Source organism: Chryseobacterium sp. BIGb0232, from assembly GCF_024810195.1.
In the GTDB taxonomy this organism is placed as follows: Bacteria; Bacteroidota; Bacteroidia; order Flavobacteriales; family Weeksellaceae; genus Chryseobacterium; species Chryseobacterium pennae.
On sequence record NZ_JANUEH010000005.1, the window covers coordinates 235,103 to 257,353 of the forward strand.

General features: G+C 35.9%; 16 protein-coding genes. 7 read left to right on the forward strand and 9 right to left on the reverse strand.

All coding sequences use genetic code 11. The features are described from left to right. Positions 1–132 precede the first annotated feature (132 nt). The 4 genes from M2372_RS14315 to M2372_RS14330 form a co-directional block, all read right to left on the reverse strand. Entirely contained in the window at positions 133–1,545 is a 1,413-nt protein-coding gene (locus M2372_RS14315; RefSeq protein WP_123320686.1) for an efflux transporter outer membrane subunit, read from the reverse strand. Positions 1,546–1,650: 105 nt separating this feature from the next. Beyond that, positions 1,651–4,836, reverse strand: a complete 3,186-nt coding sequence (locus tag M2372_RS14320) for an efflux RND transporter permease subunit (RefSeq protein ID WP_123320685.1) — start codon at positions 4,834–4,836, stop codon at positions 1,651–1,653. Between the two features lie 38 nt (positions 4,837–4,874). Continuing rightward, positions 4,875–6,035: an efflux RND transporter periplasmic adaptor subunit gene (locus M2372_RS14325; protein ID WP_115973656.1), complete on the reverse strand. Its 1,161-nt coding sequence runs from the start codon at positions 6,033–6,035 to the stop codon at positions 4,875–4,877. A 370-nt stretch (positions 6,036–6,405) separates the two neighbouring features. Then, a complete protein-coding gene (locus tag M2372_RS14330) occupies positions 6,406–7,002 on the reverse strand; it encodes a TetR/AcrR family transcriptional regulator (RefSeq protein ID WP_115973657.1) in 597 nt (198 codons plus the stop codon). Between the two features lie 290 nt (positions 7,003–7,292). Here M2372_RS14330 and M2372_RS14335 point away from each other — a divergent pair, with 290 nt between their 5' ends. Beyond that, positions 7,293–7,847 (forward strand): thioredoxin family protein, encoded by a 555-nt coding sequence (locus tag M2372_RS14335; RefSeq protein WP_115973658.1) that lies wholly within the window; start codon positions 7,293–7,295, stop codon positions 7,845–7,847. A 644-nt stretch (positions 7,848–8,491) separates the two neighbouring features. Here the strand turns inward: M2372_RS14335 and M2372_RS14340 are convergent. Beyond that, on the reverse strand, positions 8,492–9,355 hold the full coding sequence (locus M2372_RS14340) for an AraC family transcriptional regulator (RefSeq protein WP_123320684.1): 864 nt from the start codon (positions 9,353–9,355) through the stop codon (positions 8,492–8,494). 123 nt (positions 9,356–9,478) lie between these two features. Between M2372_RS14340 and M2372_RS14345 the strand changes: the two genes are divergently transcribed. Genes M2372_RS14345 through M2372_RS14355 form a run of 3 tightly spaced genes read left to right on the forward strand, consistent with a single transcriptional unit; the run spans position 9,479 to position 14,652 of the window. After that, positions 9,479–10,708 carry a sugar MFS transporter gene (locus tag M2372_RS14345; RefSeq protein WP_123320683.1) on the forward strand — a complete coding sequence of 410 codons (1,230 nt, stop codon included), beginning with the start codon at positions 9,479–9,481 and terminating at the stop codon, positions 10,706–10,708. Beyond that, on the forward strand, positions 10,708–12,189 hold the full coding sequence (locus M2372_RS14350) for a trehalase family glycosidase (RefSeq protein WP_123320682.1): 1,482 nt from the start codon (positions 10,708–10,710) through the stop codon (positions 12,187–12,189). Before M2372_RS14345 ends, M2372_RS14350 begins: the two co-directional genes overlap by 1 nt. A gap of 24 nt (positions 12,190–12,213) precedes the next feature. Then, a complete protein-coding gene (locus M2372_RS14355; RefSeq protein ID WP_123320681.1) occupies positions 12,214–14,652 on the forward strand; it encodes a TonB-dependent receptor in 2,439 nt (812 codons plus the stop codon). Positions 14,653–14,797: 145 nt separating this feature from the next. Here M2372_RS14355 and M2372_RS14360 read toward each other — a convergent pair whose 3' ends face one another. The 3 genes from M2372_RS14360 to M2372_RS14370 all read right to left on the reverse strand — a co-directional run bounded on the left by M2372_RS14360 (position 14,798) and on the right by M2372_RS14370 (position 16,522). Beyond that, a complete protein-coding gene (locus M2372_RS14360) occupies positions 14,798–15,202 on the reverse strand; it encodes a hypothetical protein (RefSeq protein ID WP_123320680.1) in 405 nt (134 codons plus the stop codon). 15 nt (positions 15,203–15,217) lie between these two features. Next, complete coding sequence (locus M2372_RS14365) at positions 15,218–15,784, reverse strand: hypothetical protein (protein WP_148060804.1); 567 nt, start codon at positions 15,782–15,784, stop codon at positions 15,218–15,220. A gap of 99 nt (positions 15,785–15,883) precedes the next feature. Beyond that, the gene (locus M2372_RS14370) at positions 15,884–16,522 is read right to left on the reverse strand and encodes an MBL fold metallo-hydrolase (protein WP_123320983.1); all 639 of its coding nucleotides are present in this window, start codon (positions 16,520–16,522) and stop codon (positions 15,884–15,886) included. Between the two features lie 70 nt (positions 16,523–16,592). Here M2372_RS14370 and M2372_RS14375 point away from each other — a divergent pair, with 70 nt between their 5' ends. The 3 genes from M2372_RS14375 to M2372_RS14385 all read left to right on the forward strand — a co-directional run bounded on the left by M2372_RS14375 (position 16,593) and on the right by M2372_RS14385 (position 21,139). Beyond that, complete coding sequence (locus M2372_RS14375) at positions 16,593–17,807, forward strand: DUF5103 domain-containing protein (protein ID WP_115973665.1); 1,215 nt, start codon at positions 16,593–16,595, stop codon at positions 17,805–17,807. Further along, the gene (locus M2372_RS14380) at positions 17,804–18,844 is read left to right on the forward strand and encodes a hypothetical protein (protein WP_123320678.1); all 1,041 of its coding nucleotides are present in this window, start codon (positions 17,804–17,806) and stop codon (positions 18,842–18,844) included. The genes M2372_RS14375 and M2372_RS14380 overlap by 4 nt, the downstream gene beginning before the upstream one ends. A gap of 336 nt (positions 18,845–19,180) precedes the next feature. Further along, positions 19,181–21,139 (forward strand): M4 family metallopeptidase, encoded by a 1,959-nt coding sequence (locus M2372_RS14385; protein WP_123320677.1) that lies wholly within the window; start codon positions 19,181–19,183, stop codon positions 21,137–21,139. Between the two features lie 72 nt (positions 21,140–21,211). Here M2372_RS14385 and hemH read toward each other — a convergent pair whose 3' ends face one another. Beyond that, a complete protein-coding gene (gene hemH, locus M2372_RS14390) occupies positions 21,212–22,246 on the reverse strand; it encodes a ferrochelatase (RefSeq protein ID WP_115973667.1) in 1,035 nt (344 codons plus the stop codon). Positions 22,247–22,251 lie beyond the last annotated feature (5 nt).

Below are 22,251 nucleotides of genomic sequence, written 5' to 3' on the forward strand. Positions count from 1 at the left end.
ATAGATTAGGTGTGTTACTTTTTGTATAAAGTTATGAAAATTAGATGAATGAAAAGAAATAATTTATTTTTTTTAATAACAAAAAAATGCGGTCCTATAAAGAACCGCATTCAAACAATATAATTTAATTTACTACTTCCAACCGCCGCCCAGCGCTCTGTATAAATCTACAATGCTGCTTAATCTCTGTCTTTTAATGGAAGCAAGATTCAACTCGGCCTGAAGTGAATTTCCCTGGGCGGTAATCACTTCAAGATAATTGGCTGAACCTCCTCTGTAAAGAAGCTGTGCACTTTTAATTCCATCTTTCAATGTTGTGGATTGTTCGGCCGCTTTTTGCTCCTGAACTTTTAAATTCTCATTGGAAACCAAAGCATCGGAAACTTCACCTACAGCATTCAATACAGACTGACGGAATGCCAGTACATTTTTCTCTCTTTGAATTTTAGCTACCTCGAAATCAGTTTTCAATTGTCTTTTCTGAAAAATAGGCTGGGTAATCCCTCCTAACACAGACCCAAATAATGATGCCGGAATCTGAAACCAGTTATCAAATTTGAATGAATTGACACCTCCATTGGCCGTAATCTTTAGTGCAGGATACATATTGGCCTGAGCAATTCCTACCATGGCATTGGATTCCAGCAAAACAAGTTCCTGCTGGCGTACATCAGGTCTGCGGCTTACCATAGCTGCCGGAAGCCCTGCTGTGATATTTTGAGGCAAGGAAGTATCAGACATCTCAAGGGTTCTGTTAACTTTATTAGGAGTTTCCCCAACCAAAATACTCAATGCATTTTCCTGAATAGCGATATTCTGTTCTAATTGGGAAATCAGAAGTTCCGTGGCTTGCTTTTGAGCTGTAGCCTGCTGAACTCCTAAAGAGGTTGTGTCACCACTTTCCCACATTTTTTGTGTAATCAATAGAGTATTGCTGGTTAACTCCAAATTGGATTTTGCAATCGTAAGCTGCTTATCCAGCATCAAAAGATTATAATATCCCTGTGCAATAGCAGCTACCACTTGGGTTTGAATTGCTTTCGAACCTTCATAGGTCTGCAGATACTGCATTCTGGAAACTTCCTGTTGGTTTTTTATTTTCCCCCAGATGTCAGCTTCCCATGAAAGATTGAATGCTGCATTATAATCTTCAACATGATTTTGGCCTAAAAATAAATTCATGCTCTGACCATTCATGCTATTTTTAGATGGTCTGGAAATCTGTGCAGCTACTCCGAAACCAACATCCGGATATTGCATATATTTTGCCTGTTTCAGTTTTTCCTGTGAGGAAGCTACCTGTTTTAAGGCAATCTGAAGGTCATAATTGTTTTTAATTCCTTTTTCAATCAGTTCCTGTAAAATAGGATCGCTGAAAAACTGTTTCCATTCCAGATTGGCAATGCTTGCAGTATCAGCTGTAGCAGTGTACTGGAATTTTTCCGGTAACGGAAGGTCCGGCTCCGTGTATGCCAGTTTTGACACACACGAAACAGATCCTAAAGCTATGGCGAATGTTAATATAATATTTTTTATTCTTTTCATAGTTTTTGTTTAATAAACTTTAATGAACTAAACAGTGGTGAGGTTTATTGTTTCCCACAGATAACACAGATGTTTGTGGTTTAATAATCTCTCTCTTTTTATCATTTAATTAATAGTTGAAGCTAAAAGCTCTTCTTCCATCTGTTTTTTCAGAAGTCTTTTCTTTTTTCTGCTTGGCATTTTTTCATGCAGATATTGGAAGACAACATACATCACCGGGATAATGAAAATTCCGAATACCACTCCTGTAAGCATTCCACCTACGGTACTGTATCCAATAGAGTGGTTTCCTTTTGCAGAAGCTCCCTGCGTCCAAACTAATGGTAGCATCCCCACAATAAAGGCAAAAGAAGTCATTAGGATTGGTCTTAAACGTAATCTTGAAGCTTGAAGTGCTGATTCAATCAGTGATCTTCCTGCTTTTCTTCTTTGTACAGCAAATTCTACAATAAGGATAGCATTTTTTGCCAATAATCCGACCAGCATGATTAGCCCAACCTGAACGTAGATATTGTTATCAATTCCTGCCAGTCCTGTGAAAGCAAATACCCCGAATATTCCGGTTGGAATGGTTAAGATAATGGCAAATGGAAGGATATAACTTTCGTATTGAGCCGCTAACAGGAAGTACACAAATAAGATACTTAATAAGAAAATAAACGTTGTTTGTCCTCCTGTTTTGATCTCTTCACGGGTAATTCCGGTCCATTCATATCCATAACCTCTCGGAAGAGATTGTTTGGCCACTTCTTCTACAGCTTTGATGGCATCTCCGGTACTGTATCCAGGTTTCGGAGTTCCATTAATGGTTACCGCGTTGAAAAGGTTGTTTCTGGTTACGGTTTCCGGTCCAAATGTTCTTTTTAAGGTTACCAGTGTTTTAGCAGGAACCATTTCTCCCAATTTGTTTTTCACGTAGATTCCTTCCAAAGAATTAATATCTGTACGATAAGGAATATCTGCCTGAGCCATTACCCTATAATATTTTCCGAATCTGTTGAAATCCGAAACAAAGCTACTTCCATAATAAATCTGCATCGTCTGCATTAATTCTGTTATAGAAACTCCTAATTGATTGGCTTTGTCTGTATCTACATCAATGGTGTATTGTGGATTTCCGGCTGCATAAGTTGTAAATGCAAAGGCAATTTCCGGACGTTTCATCAGTTCACCAATGAACTGCTGCGTCGTTGTTCCCAATTGCTCAAAAGAACCGTTGGTTTTATCCTGCAACATAAATTCGAAACCGGAAACGTTACCAAATCCCTGAATCGTAGGGAAATTGAAGAAGAAAGCATTGGCATCTTTTACCTGGCTTACTTTACCTGTCAGTGCAGCAGCAATCTGATCCGGATCTTTCATTTCTCCACGTTGATCATAATCTTTAAGCTTGATGAAACCTGCAGAATAAGGAGAAGCGTTGGCGTTACTGATAAAGTTCATCCCATCGGCTACCCAAAGATGATTGGTGGCTTTTTCTCCTTTGATGATTTTATCAATCTGTTCAGTCGCTCTGTGTGTTCTTTCCAGTGAACTTCCCGGAGGAGTATTCACAGCATAAAGAACAAATCCCTGGTCTTCTGTTGGAATAAATCCTGAGGGTGCTTTTTTGATCATAAAAATACTGGCCGCAGTAATTAAAACAAGACCTCCGATAGAAACCCATTTGTTTTTAATTAAAAACTTAAGGCTGTAAATATATTTTTTGGTCATATTGTTGAAGCTTGCATTGAATGCATTGAAAAATCTTGCTCCAAACCCTTTTTTGTGACCATGCTCACCATGTTCTCCCTGAGGATCATTTAAAAACATTGCACATAAAGCTGGGCTTAATGTCAATGCATTGACTGCTGAGATCAGGATCGCAATTACTAACGTGAAAGCGAATTGTCTGTAGAAAACTCCTGCAGGTCCCTGCATAAATCCTACCGGAATAAATACCGCACACATCACCAACGTAATGGAAATAATAGCTCCGGAAATTTCGCTCATAGAGTTTACAGTTGCCTGCTCAACTTGCATTCCTGTATGTTCCATTTTAGAATGGACGGCTTCTACCACTACAATGGCATCATCTACTACAATACCGATGGCGAGTACCAATGCGAATAATGTAAGCATGTTGATACTGAACCCAAATAACTGTAGGAAGAAGAATGTTCCGATAATGGCTACCGGTACTGCAATGGCTGGAATTAAGGTAGATCTGAAATCCTGAAGGAAAATAAATACTACAATAAATACCAAAACGAAAGCAATTACTAATGTTTCAACCACCTGGTGGATAGATGCATCAAGGAAATCCTTAGAATTATACATAATAATCGGTTTCACTCCTTTAGGCAGGGTCGTACTGAACTGATCTACCTGTTTTTCAATCTCAGTCAAGATTTCATTGGCATTAGAGCCAGCAGTTTGTAAAATGGCAAATCCGGCAACGGGTTTTCCATCTACTCTGTTTGTAGCGGTATAGGTATAAGAACCAAATTCTACTCTTGCAACATCTTTTAATCTTAAGAATGAACCATCACTATTTGCTTTAATAGCAATGCTTTCGTAATCTTCGCCTTTATTTAGCTTTCCTTTATATTTAAGGATATATTCATAAGTTTCCTTACTTCCTTGCCCTAAACGTCCTGGAGCTGCTTCAAGGTTATGATCTTTGATGGCATTCAGAACTTCCTGTGGGGAAAGATTGTTAGCAGCTAATCGATCCGGTTTTAGCCAGATTCTCATGGAATAGTCTCTTGTTCCGAAAACCTGAGCCTGGGCAACCCCTGGAATACGCTGAATCTGTGGAATTACATTGATTTTAAGATAGTTTTGTAAAAAGAGTTCATCATATTGTTTCGGATCATCACTGGATAATCCCATAAACATGATCATACTGTTCTGAACTTTCTGAGTAGAAATTCCGGCTTGTATCACTTCCTGAGGAAGCTGACTCATCGCTTTTGATACCCGGTTCTGAACGTTTACCGCGGCATTATCTGGATCAGATCCCTGCTTAAAGAAAACGCTCAGCGTCATCGTTCCGTCATTACTGGAGTTGGAAGTCATATAGGTCATATTTTCCACTCCGTTTACAGCTTCCTCAATGGGGGTTGCTACAGAACGTGCTACTACTTCAGCATTTGCTCCCGGATAAAAAGCTGTTACCTGAACACTTGGTGGTGCAATATCCGGAAACAGGGCAATGGGCAAATTAAAGAGAGACAAGGCTCCCAATAATAAGAGTATTATGGAGATGACCGTTGAAAGTACCGGTCTTTCTATAAATTGTTTTAACATAAGAAGTTTATTTTTTTAAGTCTTCCGTTTCAGAATAATTACAAAGGTTTTACTCTCAGTAAACTGTCTGAGGAAATAGCTTTAGGTCTAACAGAAGCGCCATCTTTTAAGTTTCCGATTCCGGTGTAGACAATTTTTTCTCCAGGTGAAAGCCCTTCAGAGATAAAGTAATAACTGTCTGTTTTTCCTGATATTTTGATAGGTTTTCCTGTTACCTTTTGATCTTTACCCATTACATAGACATACGTTTTATCCTGAATTTCGAAAGTAGATTCCTGAGGAATTACCACTGCATTTGAAATCAGTTGTGGCATACGTACTCTTCCTGTATTCCCAGTTCTCAAAGACCCGTTAGTATTAGGGAAAACAGCACGTACACTGATGGCTCCTGTTGTTTTATCGAACTGTCCGTCTACAATACTCAGTCTTCCTTTTTCAGGATAGGTACTGTTGTCTGCAATAACCAAATCTACCATTGGCATATTTTTCAGCTTTTCTTCCAAACTGGCTCCCGGATATTTATTCTGAAAAGCAATAAAATCAAGTTCACTTAGAGAGAAATAGGCGTAAATTTCACTGATATCTGATAATAAAGTCAATGGATTAGGATCAGTTCTTGAGATCAGACTTCCTTTTTTGAAAGGGATTCTTCCTATATATCCGCTTACCGGTGCTGTAATGGTTGTAAATCCTATATTTATTTTTGCACTTCCAACAGAGGCTCTGGCTTGTGATGCGGCTGCAACAGCTGCTTCATAATTGGCTTTTGCTGTTTTAAGCTGTACATCAGAAACCACTTTTGCAGCAACCAATGGCTGAAGTCTGTCAACTTCTACTTTTGCCTTTTGTATATTGGCATTGGCAGCCTGAAGATTGGCTTGAGCCATATTCATCTGCTCGCCATAACTTCTTGAATCTATTTTAAATAAAGGCTGTCCGGCTCTTACATAAGCGCCTTCCTCTACATAAATTCTATCAAGATATCCATCAACCTGTGATCTGATTTCCACATTATTTTTCCCTTCTAAAGCAGTTGGGAATTCCTGATATGTGGTAGCAGGAGAGGTGATAACGGTATAAACCGGAAGTTCTGGAGCTGGTGGGGCAGTATTGGATCCTTCCGCAGCCTTGGTGCAGCTCTGTAAAAGAATTATACTTGAAATAAGTACAATAAACCTTGTTTTTCCAGGTATGTTCATTGTTAATTTAATTTTTTAATAAAGTGTTAGATTGAAGTAATGTTTTCTTTTTAATAAATGCTGTTTTTTTTCCTAACAGTGTTAATGATTTGTTCAAAAAAAATTACAGAATTTTTAATGTCCGATGAGATCGATTGTTTCCATAATTGAAAAATGTTTTTAATGTATTTAAGTATATAAAGAGTGAGGTGTAATATGTGTTAATTTTGCTAACGGTGTTAATTATAAAAGAAAAAATAATTACCTTTAACAACTGAATAAAGTAGAGTTTTACATAAATAGTTTTTTAATTGTATTAGGAATCAACTGTGAATGATATTAATTCAGTGTTAATTTTCCTAACGGTGTTAATTTTTAGTCCAAAAAAATATTATAAAGACTTAATAAAGGACGAAACTGTTTCATCCAAAGTCGATTTATTCATAGTAGACGGAATATCTCCTGTACGCATCATCATAATAGAAATCATTCCATGAACCGCTGAAAATAAGGCATGAGACATATGACATGCATTATCTGTATTTGATCCGTTTTTCTCAATAATGTTATAAGTACATTCGTAAATAAGCTCCTGGAATGAAGAAAATTCTTTTTTCATCTGTCCTTTTCCACAACATTGCATTCCCAGACCAAACATAAGTTGGTAATATTCCTTATTATTAAAAGCAAAGGCCCAATAGGCATCTACAAGAGCTACAAGTTGCTCTTCCGGAGTGCTATATTGTTGTTGTGCTTTTAGTAATTCTATGTGTAATTTATGGAAGCCATCTAAAGAAATTTCAAATAAAATAGCATCCTTATTTTCGAAATAATCATACACCACCGGTGCGCTGTATTCAATAGCGTCTGCTATTTTACGCATGGAAAGTGATGCCCAGCCCTCAGACTTAGCCAAAGTGAATGCAGCCTGCAAAATACTTGCACGGATGGATTCTTTTTCTCTTTGACGACGTTCATGTAAGCCCATGATATTCTTTTCTAACAGTGTTAGCAAAACTACAAACTTTTAAGGATATCTTCCAAACATTATTTTGATTTTCATGGAAAAAGAAATAATTTAAAATAGACTGGAAGTTGGAAGAATGGGTACTGGAAGTAGTTTAAGTGTGTAATTTTGAAATTATTGTAAAAATTAATAAAATATATAGTTTTACTCGATAAATATATTGGGAAAAATAACTTCCATCTTCCAGCCTCTATGTTCCTTACCATATAACCAAAGAAATTTCTATCTTTGTGAAACTAAAGAAAAAGGATATGAATACTCCCTCAAATATGTTGGCATTAGGTACAAAAGCTCCGTTTTTTGAGCTTCCAAACCCGTCAAAAACGAATGAACTTCAGTCTTTAGAAGAGCTGAAAGGAGAAAAAGGAACACTGGTGATCTTCATGTGCAACCATTGTCCGTTTGTTCTTCACGCAATTGATAAAATCAATGAATTGTATGAAGATTACAATGAAAAAGGAATTGAATTCATCGCAATCAATGCTAATAATGTTGAAAAATATCCAGATGATTCTCCTGAAAAAATGATTGAATTCCAAATCGAAAGAAATTTTGATTTCCCTTATTTATTTGATGAGAGCCAGACTATTGCCAGAGCTTACGATGCTGCATGTACTCCTGATTTCTATTTCTTTGATGATAAATTAGATCTTGTATACAGAGGTCAGATGGATGATTCAAGACCAGGGAACAATAAAGATATTACCGGAGAAGATCTTATCATAGCTTTTGAAAATCTTTTAGCTGGAGAAGCACAGGAAGAAATTCAGAGACCAAGTATGGGATGTAATATTAAATGGAAATAGTTCCTGTTTTAGGTTCTTATTGGTAATAATATAGGGCTGTTCTTTTTAGAGCAGCTTTTTTTGTTTCTATAAATTTTCAGGTCTCTATAGATTATTTTTCTCGCTGATTCAGATGATTACGCAGATTTTTTATTAAGGTATTTTATACGTAAACATCTGTATGAATCTGTCGAAAAAAGTTATCCACAATATGAGATTGTAGAAAATATATTTATGTATCTGGTATAAAATCAATAGCTTATAAAGCTCCTTGTTAAGGTTTTTTTCAAAAATAAATATAGTTTATTTTGTGAAAAAGTTATCCACAATGTCGGAATGTGAATTTGAAATCTTAAGTTAAACATCAGCTGAATTTTATATTAGTGGCTGACTTTTAAAATATCCTTGACAAGGATACCAATTTGGAAAACCAGATGAGAAATATTAAAAAACCATCTGTGTAAATCTGTATAATCTGTGGGAAAATAAAATTTTACAATTTACAGGGGACTATTGTAACCACAAAAGTCACAAAAGATTTTAAACATTTAAGTAATTTTTTAAGTTAAAAGTATGCTGTATAAGAAGCACACATAAGTTTAGAAAATCTCTGATTTTCTTATCGGGCAATATCTGCGAAATTTGCTTGATCTGCGAGAGTTTTACTAGATATTAACCTTATTATGAGCATAATCTTTAATGAACTCTGAAGGTGTTTTCCCTGTGTACTTTTTAAACATCCTATTAAAATAAGTCACATTATTGAAACCACAACTGTAGCTGCATTCTGAAATAGATTTATCCTGAGCCATCAGCAGGCAGGCTTTATTGATCCGATAACGGTTCACAAATTCTGTAAAAGTGATCTGGGTTGCTTTTTTAAAGAAATTACAAAAAGCAGGTAAGGTAAGATTAGCTAGTTTTGCTACATCTTCAATATTAATTTCCTTATCGTAATGATGTTCTACATAAGTGAAGATATTTTCAAGGCGTGTTTTATTCTTTGAAATAATGGTATAAGGCATGATTTCTTTATTCAAAAGGTCATAATCTTTGCACTTGGACAGTTCAAAAAGAATTTCCAGAAGCAGCAAATATCTTTTATAACCTTCCGATTCAAGCATAAGTCTGAGCTTCGGAAGCATGGCTTTTTTTACCCTATGATGAAAATGAATACCATATTTTGAAAGTTCCAATAAATTTTTGATGGATCTTGCTTCTACTTCCTGTTGGGGAAACTGGAGAATTTCCTCCTTGAACTGAAGCACAATTTCTTCATGTGGATCAATAGAATTCAACCCAAATCCTGAATGTGGAATATTAGAACCAATCAGAACGAGATCTCCATGGGTATAATTGCTTTTATGATAGCCAACGTGACGGGTTCCGCTCCCGGAAATAACACACACAAGCTCAATTTCCGGATGATAGTGGTACTCCCATTTGAATTCTGAAATAGGAGAGTTATTATGAATTGTCCGAAAAGAGCTTTTCTCATTGGGAATTACTCTTTCAAAAGTAACTTTCATTTAATTAATCATATTTAATCACTAAAAATACTAATTATATTAATATTGTTCAAATATTGATTTATTGTGTTAAATTATTGTGAACAGAAATGCTTCTATCTTAGCCGCAAAGAAATAACCTGAATGAAAAACATCAACATCAAGGCGGTTTTGTTTTTGAACTATTTTGTTTTCGCAATTCTTCTGAATTCTGTGGGAACTGTTATTTTGCAGGTTCAGCAAAATTTTGGAATTTCAAAATCATCTGCGAGTGTATTGGAAGGATTTAAAGATCTTCCGATTGCGATCTGTTCATTCATTCTTGCTTCATTTCTTCCTAAAATCGGAATTAAAAAATCAATGCTGATTGCATTATTTCTGGTGAGTGGAATGTGTTTTGTGATGCCGTTTACGAATGATTTCTGGATCTTCAAATTATTATTTGCCATTGTAGGAGTTTCTTTCGCTCTGATTAAAATTTCTGTTTTTACTTCTATAGGTTTAGTAACAGAGACAGATAAAGAACACTCAAGTTTTATGGGATTTCTGGAAGGGTTTTTCATGATTGGTGTATTGGCAGGAAATGTTTTATTCAGTTTATATATTGATGATCATAATCCGAAATCTACTCACTGGCTGAATGTCTATTGGGTGTTAGGAGTGCTTTCATCACTGTCATTTTTATTTTTATTCTTTTCAAAACTGAATGAAAAAGAAGCGAAAAGTGAAAAAACTGATTTATTAGGTGATTTGAAGAACAGTATAAGCTTGTTCAGTTATAAAAAAGTATTGTTTTTTTTACTGTGTGCTTTCCTTTTTGTATTGGTAGAGCAGAGCTTCCAGACATGGACCCCCACATTTTATAAAGAAATTTTAAAAGTTCCAACGTCTATGAGTATTCAGGCAGGAGCAGTTTTAGCAGGAGCCTTTGCCCTGGGAAGATTTTTATCCGGTTTCTTTTCCCGAAAAATTAGCTGGATTTATGTGGTATCGTTCTGCGTTATTGGTTTTGCGGTAAGTTTAATTTTAGTACTTCCCTTAACTCATAATATTCATATTGATGCCGGAACAAATTGGCTGAATGCGCCACTTGTAGTGTATTTATTTCCATTAATGGGAGGCTTACTGGCTCCGATTTATCCGAGTATCAATTCAGTGATTCTGGCTTCTATTCCGAAATATTTACACAGTGCAATGTCTGGTTTAATCGTAGTTTTTTCAGCAATTGGAGGAACAATAGGTTCAATTATTACAGGCTTTGTATTTCAGGAATTCAGTGGGCAGCAGGCATTTTATCTGTCCCTGATTCCACTTTCATTGTTGATAACTTCAGCAATTTTCATGAATAAATTAAAAATTAATCCTAAAAAATAATGAGTAATCAGCTTTATATCAAAGAAATCCAGGTGCTTTTTGATGCCGTACAGAAGTCGAAAATTTTTGAAGATCAAAAAATGATGACCGATGCAGTTCCTTTATTTCCGATTGCAGAGATCAATGCAAAATATGAGCAGGAGAAAAATTCTACAGGCTTTGATCTGAAGAATTTTGTGATGACTCATTTTGATTTTCTGGGGGCTAAAGTGTCTGTCCGAAGAGAAGATCATCTTCCCATTGAGCAGCATATAGAAAAGCTTTGGGATGAATTAACACGCACAGCTTACGAAGAAAAAGGAACACTTTTAAAATTACCAAAACCTTATATCGTTCCCGGTGGACGTTTCAATGAATTTTTTTATTGGGACAGCTATTTTATTATGCTTGGTTTACAGGTTTCCGGTAGAGTGGAAATGATGGAGAATATTGTGGAAAACTGTTCCTATCTGATTCAAAATGTTGGTTTTGTTCCCAATGCGAGCAGGACTCATTTCTTGAGCCGCTCGCAGCCACCTTACTTTTCTTTGATGCTGCAACTGGTTGCGGAGACAAAGAATGATGAAATTATTTATTCAAAATATCACGATACTTTAGAGAAGGAATATGCTTTCTGGATGAATGGGGAAGAGGAAGTAGACAGTAATACAGGAATCAAAAGAGTAGTGAAAACTCAGGATGGAGATATTTTAAATAGATATTATGATGCAGAAAATGAACCTCGTCCGGAAAGTTACCTGATTGACATCGAAGATCAGGAGAGTGCTTCAGGAGAAGAGTTTTACAGAAATATAAGAAGCGCCTGTGAATCCGGCTGGGATTTTTCCAGCAGATGGTTTGAAGACGGAGAACATATACAGACCATTGAAACGCTTAACCTTGCTCAGGTAGATCTAAACTGTCTTTTATGGCATCTGGAAACCACATTGGCAAAATCATCAGCGCTTCAGAATCTGAAAGACAAAGAAAATTATTTTACTGAAAGAGCAGCAAATCGAAGACATATGATTAATAAATACTTCTGGGATGAAAAGACGAAGATTTACAGAGATTATCATATCAAAAAAAACACAAAAACAGCGTCTGAACATATTGCTGCTCTTTACCCTTTATTCCTTGGAATTGCAGATCAGGAGCAGGCTGAAGCTGTAGCGGAAATTATTTCTGAAAAGTTTTTATACCCGGGTGGATTGGTTACTACTACCAAAAAAACAGGACAGCAATGGGATTTACCCAATGCCTGGGCACCTTACCAATGGCTTGGTTTTGAAGCAATGAAAAATTATGGCTTTAATGAAACGGCAGAAGAGATAAAAAACAACTGGTGTTCAAATGTAGAAAGGGTATATAAAAATACAGGAAAACTGATGGAAAAATACAATGCATTAGATACGGAAACAATAGCAGGAGGCGGGGAATATCCCAATCAGGATGGATTCGGTTGGACGAATGGTGTGTATTTAAAACTACAACAAAACTGAAACTAACAATAAAAAAATAAGGCTATGAAAAAAAAATCGATATTCTTAATTGCCGCAACTGCTGTATTGTATTTCAATAAAGCGTATGCACAGGAAACTCCACAGGATTCTGTGAAAGTTTCTTCTATCGATCAGGTTGTCATTACAGGAAATTCCAATCCCAAGAAAAAAATAGAATCCAGTACCGCTATTTCAACATTTAGTGCCAAAGAAATTCAAAAACAGAATCCGATCAGTGCCGCAGCTTTGCTACAGAGAGTTCCGGGGTTTGCTGTGGAAACTTCAGGTGGGGAAGTAGGAAATAACCTTTTTGCAAGAGGTATTCCTTCCGCAGGAGCTTATGAATTTGTGCAGGTGCAGGAAGATGGTCTTCCGGTTTTTGAAGATGGAGCCCTTCAATTCGCTAATGCTGATAATTTTTTCCGTGTAGATAATTCCGTAAGCAGATTAGAAGCTTTGAGAGGAGGTTCCGGATCTATTTATGCCAATAATTCCCCAGGAGGACTTATCAACTTTATTACGAGAGAAGGAACCAATGATTTTAGAGGAACTGCTAAGCTGGAAACCAGTACTTATGGTCTTATCCGTACAGATCTTAATATTGGTGGAGCTTTGGTGAAAGATAAATTATTCTTTAATATCGGCGGTTTCTACAGGTCGGATGACGGAATCAGAAAAACAGGATTCAAAGCGAATAATGGCGGACAGATCAGGATGAACCTGAAGTATGTCTTTGATAAAGGCTATGTGAAAGTGTACTATAAAAAACTGGATGACAGAAATACATTCTTCCTTCCGATTCCTTTGACGCAGGATGGAGATAAATTAAAAGGGTTCAATGGTTTTGATCCTAATTATGGAACTTACAGCTATAGAGCAATAAGTCAGTTAAATATCCCACAAGCCGGAGGTGGTTTCTTCAGCAGAAATCTGGAAGATGGAATTCATCCGAAAGTAGATGTATTGGGTGCTGAGTTTAAATATGACCTAGGCGGAAATTTCAGCGTTATCAATAAAACAAGATATACCAATATTGATATGAACTATACAGGGATTTTCCCTGCCGGAGCACCCAAAAATGCTGCTAAGTTTGCCCAAGACCTGGGAATGACCAATTATCAGTATTCATTGGTAAGCAGTGGAGCCGTGGTTAATCCTGAGTATGTACAGAAGCTTGGTTTCTGGGCTATTGATAAGAAGATGAATAATTTTATGAATGATTTACAGTTCAATTATAAATTTGATAAAGGAAATGTAACTGCCGGATTTTATAAATCAAACTGGAAATCCCATCAATACTGGAACTGGAGTAATATCCTGACCACTGCTACAGACAGACCAGAACTTTTGAACTTGGTAGACCCGTCCCTTAGCCCAAGCAGTACTGGATATTCTAAGACCTATAATGGTGTTACGGATATGTCTACTTTACTTAGGGATTCACAGATTCAGGGAAGTCTGAATGACCTTTATTTAAATGTAGATTATAACGTAACTGATGCATTAAGTTTTAATGGAGGGATCCGTTACAGTCGTGATTATTATAGAGGATATAAAGTAAATACCACTACGGCCAATCTTAATAATTCCGGTTTAACGGTTGATGGAACTCATGGTTTTAATACTACAACAGCAGATGATAACATGAATGTTCTGGGGAATCAGTTTACTTATTGGTATTATGATATTAATAAAGTCTCTTATACTTTGGCTTCCAATTATAAGATCAATCGTGAAAATGCGGTATATGCCCGTTTTTCCCATGGTTTCAGATCTCCGAATGAAGAAGCATACTATAATAATATAGGGAAACTGGATCTTGTAAAACCCGTATTAACGAACCAATTGGAAGTGGGATATAAGTACTATTCGCGTACTTTTGATATTGCAGTAATTCCTTTTTATTCGGCGCTTAAAAATCTTTCGTTTACGGATGTCTATTCAGACGGAACCTCAGAGAATAAATTTGCCAATACGACCAATCTTGGGGTAGAAATTGAAGGGTATGCCAGATTATTCAACAATATTTTTGAAGTTACTTTCAATGGGACCATTCAGAATCCTAAGTATAAGGATTTTACAGGAAGAAATGCTGACGGCAGTACTTTCAACTATGATGGAAATGTAGTAAGAAGAATTCCTAAGTTCTATTTCAATATTGCTCCTGCGGTAAATATTACCAAAGAATGGAGAGCGTATGTAAGTATGAATTATTATGGAAAACGTTTTCAGGATGAAGGGAATACAGATGATAATATTCTGCCTTCATTCACAGAATTTGGGGCAGGAATGTCTTATCAGCTTGGTAAAATCCGTTTTGCTGTAGACGGAACCAATATCTTTAATACGATCGGTATTACAGAGGGGGATCCAAGATCTCAGACCGTATCAGGATCTAATATCAGAATGGCAAGACCTATTATGGGAGCAGCTGCAAGAGCTTCAATCACTTTAGATTTCTAAACTCTATTTCTTTATAACATGAAACCGTCAGAACTTAGTCCTGACGGTTTTATTTTTGTCTGCTAGAAAAGTTTTTTTATAATTTCTATTCAGATAGTCTTATGTAAAGAACTCTATTGCATGTGGTATAGGTCTCTTATATGATTTAATCAAATTTATAAAAGCCAGTTAATTTATCCCAATGCTTTTTGGTCAAAGGAGAGAGCCAGCTATCAAATTCGTATCGCATATCAATTTTTTTATATGGACATATCTGTTGGATTCCCTCTATTAATCCTGCCAAAATTAAATTTTCAACTTCGGAATCAGCATCATTAAGGATGATTTCAACTTTATCAAAAAATGATTGAAGGGCTTTTGATTTTTTCTTTTGAAATAACACTATTATGAAAGCGCTAACAGCCATCATGTCAAAATATAAAAGCCGTTCACAATTGTCTTTATATTCTTTATTGTAATATTTACTCCATTTTTTCTTCAAATATGATGAATCTGATACCAGTAGATCAAATACAGCGTCAATCTGATTAATAGTGTATGTTTTGTTCATAAACATTCGTCTTTTTTAGTCTTTCCATGTGCCTTTAAATTCCCCATTATAGAATGACCCATTTCCTTTTGCTAAAAGCTCACAATCTTTTGGAAGTTCACGGGATATTTGTAAAAGACCTTCAAATGTGTAATTGTTATTCTGAACGTAAATACTAAGCTTTTCAAGATATTTCAAAGCCGTTAATTTTTTCAGCCCATTTTCAGTAATTGATGTTTCTTGTATTTCAAGATTCTCTAAACTCTCCAGCTCTATCAAATAGGGAACGCATTCATCTGTAAGTTGTAAGTTGTCTTTTAATCGAAGATATCTCAGAGTGTACAGATTTTGTAAATATTGTATGCCTTCGTTTGTAATTTCGGTATCCTGTAAATTTAAATTATCAATCATACTGCAGTCTGATACATGAGCCAATCCTTCATCGTTGAGGTTTGTATTGGTAAAAGTAGCAGATCTAAGATTAGGAAATTGACTCAGGTAAGATAATTCACTGAAATTACTTAAAGATTCTCCCCATTCCAGCCTGAAATGATCACTGTTGATATCATAGTAATGATTTCCTATTTTTATTGAGTTTTCCATTGAATAATTATTTAAACAGGCTGTATCACCAAAATTATAATTTACAACAAGGTTCAATTCACTGCAATATCAATTTGTAATCTTAGAAGTTTTATTTTTTTACTTCAAAAACGGATTATACTGTTTCTCAAAACCAATCGATGTAGGATTTCCATGACCTGAGAAGACCTGTGTTTCAGGATCCAGTACGAAAAGTTTTGTTTTAATCCCATCAATCAGTTGCTCATAGTTTCCTTTGTAAAGATCTGTTCTGCCGATACTGCCTTCAAAAAGCACATCGCCGGAGATCATAAACTTCTGATTTTCGTTATGATAAACCACACTTCCTGGTGAATGTCCCGGAACATGGTAAATTTTAAATTTTTCACCGTCCAGATCAAGTTCTTCTCCTTCGTTAACGTATACAATGTCTACTTGTACTGGATCAACAGGGAATCCGAATCTCAATCCGCTTGCCTGAAGCATATCAAGAACTTCCTGATCTTCCTGATGCATATTTACCGGAACTTTAAAGGTGTCAAATGCCCATTGAAGTCCTAAAACATGATCAATATGCGCATGCGTTAAAAGAATTTTCTGAATGTTCAGCTCATTTTCTTTGATGAAGTTATCAATGGCTTTGGTTTCCTGCTCATTCATATTCCCCGGATCAATTAACCAGGCATTTTTGTTTTCGTTATAAAGTATATAGGTGTTTTCACTTGCAAAGTTGCATACGAAGCCTTGAATCTGAAGCATAATCTTAATATTTTGACTCAAAAATACGATATTATTAAGAAAATGGCTATTTTTCGCTATCTTCGTCATAATGAAAACTTTGCGAATACTCTTACTTTCCTTAGGTGGGCTGGTGTATGGACAGAATATCCAAAGCATCCAGTTATTTAATCCACAGACGAATGATGAAACACCGGTCATTAAGTTCGGTGAACAATTGGTGTTGAGTTTTGATGATCTTACCAATGGTAGCGAGATCTACCGGTATACCATCAAACATTATGACAGAAACTGGAATGATGATAATCTGTTTTTTACGGAGTTTGCCAATGGAACTATGAATGCACTTTTGGATAAGTTTCAGTATTCATTCAATACACTGCAGGCTTATACCCATTATAAGCTGACTTTTCCCAATGATAAAATTCAACCGAAAATATCAGGAAACTTTGAATTGATCGTTTATAAAGACTCTGCAGATAAACCTCTTTTCAAGAGACGTTTTTATCTGGTGGAAGATGTGGCGACCTTGGGAGTTAAAGTTTCGAGAATAGCAGATGCCAAGAATCCGAATATCAATCAGAGATTAGAAATACAGGCTTTACCGAAAGCGGGTGATCTTTCTTCTAATGTCAACTCAATGAGTTTGAATGTGATGCAGAATAATAACCCGAATATGACCATTTCCAATCTGAAGCCAAGTTCTGTTTTGGGGAATCAACTGCTTTTCCAGCAGATGAATCTTGCTTTTCCGGGAGATAATGAATTTTATTATTTCGATAATAAAAATATGACTGTTGCTGCCGATATGGTTCGTGCGGTAGAAGTAAAAGATGATACGAATCAGACCTATTTACATCCGGTATGGGCATTTCCTTTAAATTATCAATATCAACCTGACGTAAACGGGGCCTGGTATTACAGACGAAATGATCTGGGAAGAGAAAGAGATGCTGAAAGAGAAGCAGATTATTCATGGGTGCATTTTTATCTTGAATCTGACCCTGTAGATAAAGATATCTACATTCTGGGTGGGTTTAATGGTTTTAAACCAAGTAAAGAAAATCAGATGCAGTATGATGCTGCAACTAAACAATACGTAGCTAAATTATTTCTGAAGCAAGGGTTTTACAACTATATTTTAGCCACAAAGCAAGGAGAGGCACCATTGGATTTTGGTGAAGTGAACGGTAATTTCTGGCAGACAGAAAACCTTTATCAGGCGTTCCTTTATTTTGCTCCCTTTGGCAGAAACTATGATGGGTTAATGGGGTATGGTGAATTCAGGACTCCTGTTAGAAAATGATAAGATTTATATCGATTTTAATTTTTTTTTGTGTTTTTATTTCCTGTAAAAATGAAAATAGAAGTGAACTTGATGATTTTCGTGATGAGTTGAGACCTTATCTACAAAAGCTTTCAAAGGAAAAAAAGGTTCCGGTTTCTGATACTGTAGCGAGAAATATACTGAATAAGAAAGCGACAAAGGAAGAGCTGATAAAATTAATGAACTTTGAAAAACCCCTGTTGAGAGTAATTTCTTATAGAGAAATTGTCAATAGAGGAGAAACCGAATATTTTGATCTTTTGCTTAATCACCTTAATGATAAAGATAAAGTTACCTGGGAGTATTATGAAGATGCTGGGGGAAGCTTTACAGTATCAGATCTGATGATTCTGAAAGCTCATGACAAAAATGGGTTGTCTCCGATTCAAAAGAAGGTTTTAGTAGAGAAAGTTCTTTTAGAACATCCTTATCTTGAAGTTTCAGATGAGATGATCCGGGATATTGATCCGGATGAGAAGTTTTATAAGCTTATCAAAGATAGGGCTCAGGGTAATAATGAAAAATGTGGGATACAATTGGGAGCAGCCTTTGCCCTGAGTAAATTCAAAAAGAAAGAAGATGTTGAGCTTTTGTATAACTTATTTAGTAAAAGTATCAATCGTAATCCTTGTGGTAGTTTTATCTTTAAAAGTATAGAGCGCTTTCCTGATGAAAAATTCTTTCCTTTATTGAAAATTTATTTTGAAAAGCAGGTTAAGGATCAATTGAGCCCTAAACTCAATATTACTGAAGAAATGTTATTTTTTGTAAGGGCAGTTGCTGCTTATAAAAATAAAGAAGCATTAGAAATATTACAGTACATAGAAAAAAATAATACCTATATCAATAAAGGATATTGGCCACCTTCCAATAAAAAATATGTTTTAAAAGCAATTCACTTTCACTATGATAAAATCTACGATGAATTGCTAATTAAAATCAAAAATGAATTAAGTGAGTGTGATCAAAAGAATCTGACATATGAGTATGAATATGATGAAAGAAAAGAATGGTAGTTGCCATATTTAACTGTTAAAATTAAAAATATAAAAGGCTGTCTCTGTAGAGATAGCCTTAATTTTTTAATTACTCTTCCCTATTTTGATAAATTTCATACAATAAAATGTTTTGCATAGTGAAAATATTAATTCTTAAATTATTGATTTTTTTAAAATTAATTCATTAAAATTTTCATAATAATAAAAATTATTTTTAATTATTTCTCTTTGTTTTAAAATCATTATTGTGGTTTGTTTAATGATTTATATTTTCAATTGGATTTCCTTTAAGTTATATATCATTTTGTTGTGAAAAGTTTATACCTTCGTTTTCACATTTAACAAAATAATATTATGAAAGCAAAATTTATTTTAGCAGTAAGCGTTGCAGCATGCTCTTTCGTTTTTGGACAAAACACCCCATCAAAAGTCGTTCCTGGTAAAAGTGGATTACATTCAGAATTTATAAGATTTGATAAAAACGGACCCGCCTTTCAGGGAGGTCCTGTTTTATATGATGAAACATCTGAGAGACTTTCACCAGGGCAGGCTCGTAAATTAGGAATTGAAACAGATAAATTAGGCTTTGAAACCCATCGGTTCCAACAGACCGTTAATGACATTCCAGTAGAATATGGAATGATGTCTGTACAGACAAAAGATGGTAAAATTGTAGGACAATCCGGGAAATGGGTTCTTAAAGTTTCACAGGGAATAGAAAAGAAATCGAATATTTCTGAAAATATAGCCTTACAGAATGCTTTGGCTTTTGTAGGTGCAGACCAATACAAATGGCAAAATAAAGAAGACGAAGAATTCATTAAAAAAGAACTGAAAGATGATAATGCAAGTTTTGCTCCTAAGGGTGAACTTGTATATTATTCTGAACCTACAGATGAAAAGCTAAGAGACCTGAAACTTGCTTATAAGTTTGATATTTATGCTGAAAAACCATTGAGCAGACAATATGTATTTGTAGATGCCAAGAATGGAAAAGTTCTGGGAACAGATGCAATTATCCATGAAATAAATACGCCGGGAACCGCTACTACCGTGTACAGTGGAAGCCGAAATATAACTACTGATTCCTATGGCGGGAGCTACAGGCTGAGAGAAACAGGAAGAAATGGCGGAACAGCTGTGGAAACCTATAACCTGAAAAAGACAACTAACTTCGCATCAGCTGTAGATTTTACAGATACTGATAATGCATGGAATAATGTAAATACAAATAAGGATCAATATGCTGCCGATGCCCATTGGGGAGCTGAAATGACCTTGGATTACTACTTTACAAAATTCGGAAGAAAAAGTATAGACAACAATCACTTTGCTATAAAGTCTTATGTTCACTACGGCAATAATATTTTCAATGCCTATTGGGATGGAGCGAGAATGCTTTACGGAGATGGAAGCTCTACAACGAATGGTGGAAAACCTTTAACTGCTATTGATGTTTGTGGCCATGAAATTACCCACGGAATGACTTCCAAAACAGCGAATCTTGTGTATCAAAGAGAACCGGGAGCACTTAATGAAGGTTTTTCTGATATTTTTGGGAACACAATAGAGCGCTGGGCCAGACCTACCCAGGCAAGCTGGACGCTTGGAGAAGATTTCAGTTATGTGATCCGTGATATGGCAAATCCTAATGCTTACCGTCAGCCGGATACCTATAAAGGAACCTATTGGAAAGATGCTTCCACTACAGGGTGTGCAGTACCTTCACAAACGACCAATGATTATTGTGGCGTTCATACCAATTCAGGAGTGCTTAATTTCTGGTATTACTTATTGGTAACAGGAGGAACAGGAACCAACGATAATGGTTTTGCCTATAATGTTTCCGGAATAGGGCTGGATAAGGCAGGAGCTATTGCTTACAGAACACTGACTACTTATCTTACTTCTACTTCCACTTATGCCAATACAAGAACCTATTCTTTACAGGCAGCAGCTGACCTATATGGTGCAGGAAGTAATGAAGTAATACAGGTTACCAATGCCTGGAATGCAGTAGGAGTGGGCGGAGGAACTTCTCCGGCAGGACTTATTGCAGCAGCAGTCAACGAGTCTCCTTACGCCATCAGCCCAAATCCGGCAACAGACAGATTTACTGTAGTGTTTAATGGAAAAGCTGGTAAAGGAACTGTAGAATTGGTTAATTTAACGGGAAGAAGAGAACTTTCTGAAAAAGTTAATCTTACTGATGGTGCAAATAGAGTAGAAATACAGCTGCCATCCAATATGCTTCCTGGTGTTTATATTGTAACCGTGAACGGACAGAAAGCCGGAAATCTTATCAAAAAATAAACTTTAGTATATTTCAAGAGAAAGGCCACAGAAATTTTTCTGCGGCCTTTTTTTATATTTCATTTCAATGATCTATACCAGGTAGAAATCATTCAGTTTTTCTTCACAAAGCGTTTTTACCACTTCTATCCATCGGTCTTCATCATTCAGGCACGGAATATAGTGGAAATTTTCACCACCGCCATGCATGAATTGTTCTTTTCCTTCTTCAGAAATCTCTTCCAGAGTTTCAAGACAGTCTGAAACAAACGCAGGACAAACCACAGCAAGGTTTTTAACACCCTTTTTAGGAATTGTTTCCAGTGTTTTATCCGTATAAGGCTCAATCCATTTGTCTTTTCCTAATCTTGACTGGAAAGAAACAATGGTTTTTTCCTTTGGAAGTCCCATCTTAGCAATCACAGCCTCAGTGGTTTTATAGCATTGGTGTCTGTAGCAATAAGCATTGTGGGTGTCTACCTGGCTGTTGATACAGTTGGCATCATCTATTTTACAGGTATTGGAAGGATCCGTTTTGTACAGATGTCTTTCCGGAACCCCATGATAAGAAAACTGAAGGGCATCAAAATTCTCAGGAAGTTTTTCCTTGATACTTTCAGCCAGACAGTTGATGTAAATATCCCTGTTATAAAAAGGTTGAATATAATTGATTTTTACCTCTGGAAATTTCTTCTTTCTTACCTCTTCTGCTTTTTCAATAACAGTTTCCGTTGTACTCATTGCATATTGCGGATATAGAGGGAAAAGAACAATTTCAGAAATACCCTGATCCACAAGTTTCTGAATTCCGGTTTCAATACTGGGTTCTGCATATCTCATCCCGATTTCCACCGGAACATCTACCAGCTTTTGAAGTTTTTTCTGAATTTTTTCAGTAATAACAATTAAAGGTGAACCTTCATCCGTCCATACTGTTTTATAGGCTTCAGCAGATTGGGCTGGTCTTGTTTTCAGGATAATACCTTGCACAAGAAGAGCACGAAAGATCCAACGGTAATCGATTACTCTTTCATCCATCAAAAATTCATCAAGATATTCCTTTACATCATTTACAGCCGTAGATCTGGGCGATCCGAGGTTAACCAGTAAAATTCCTTTTTTATTCAATTTGT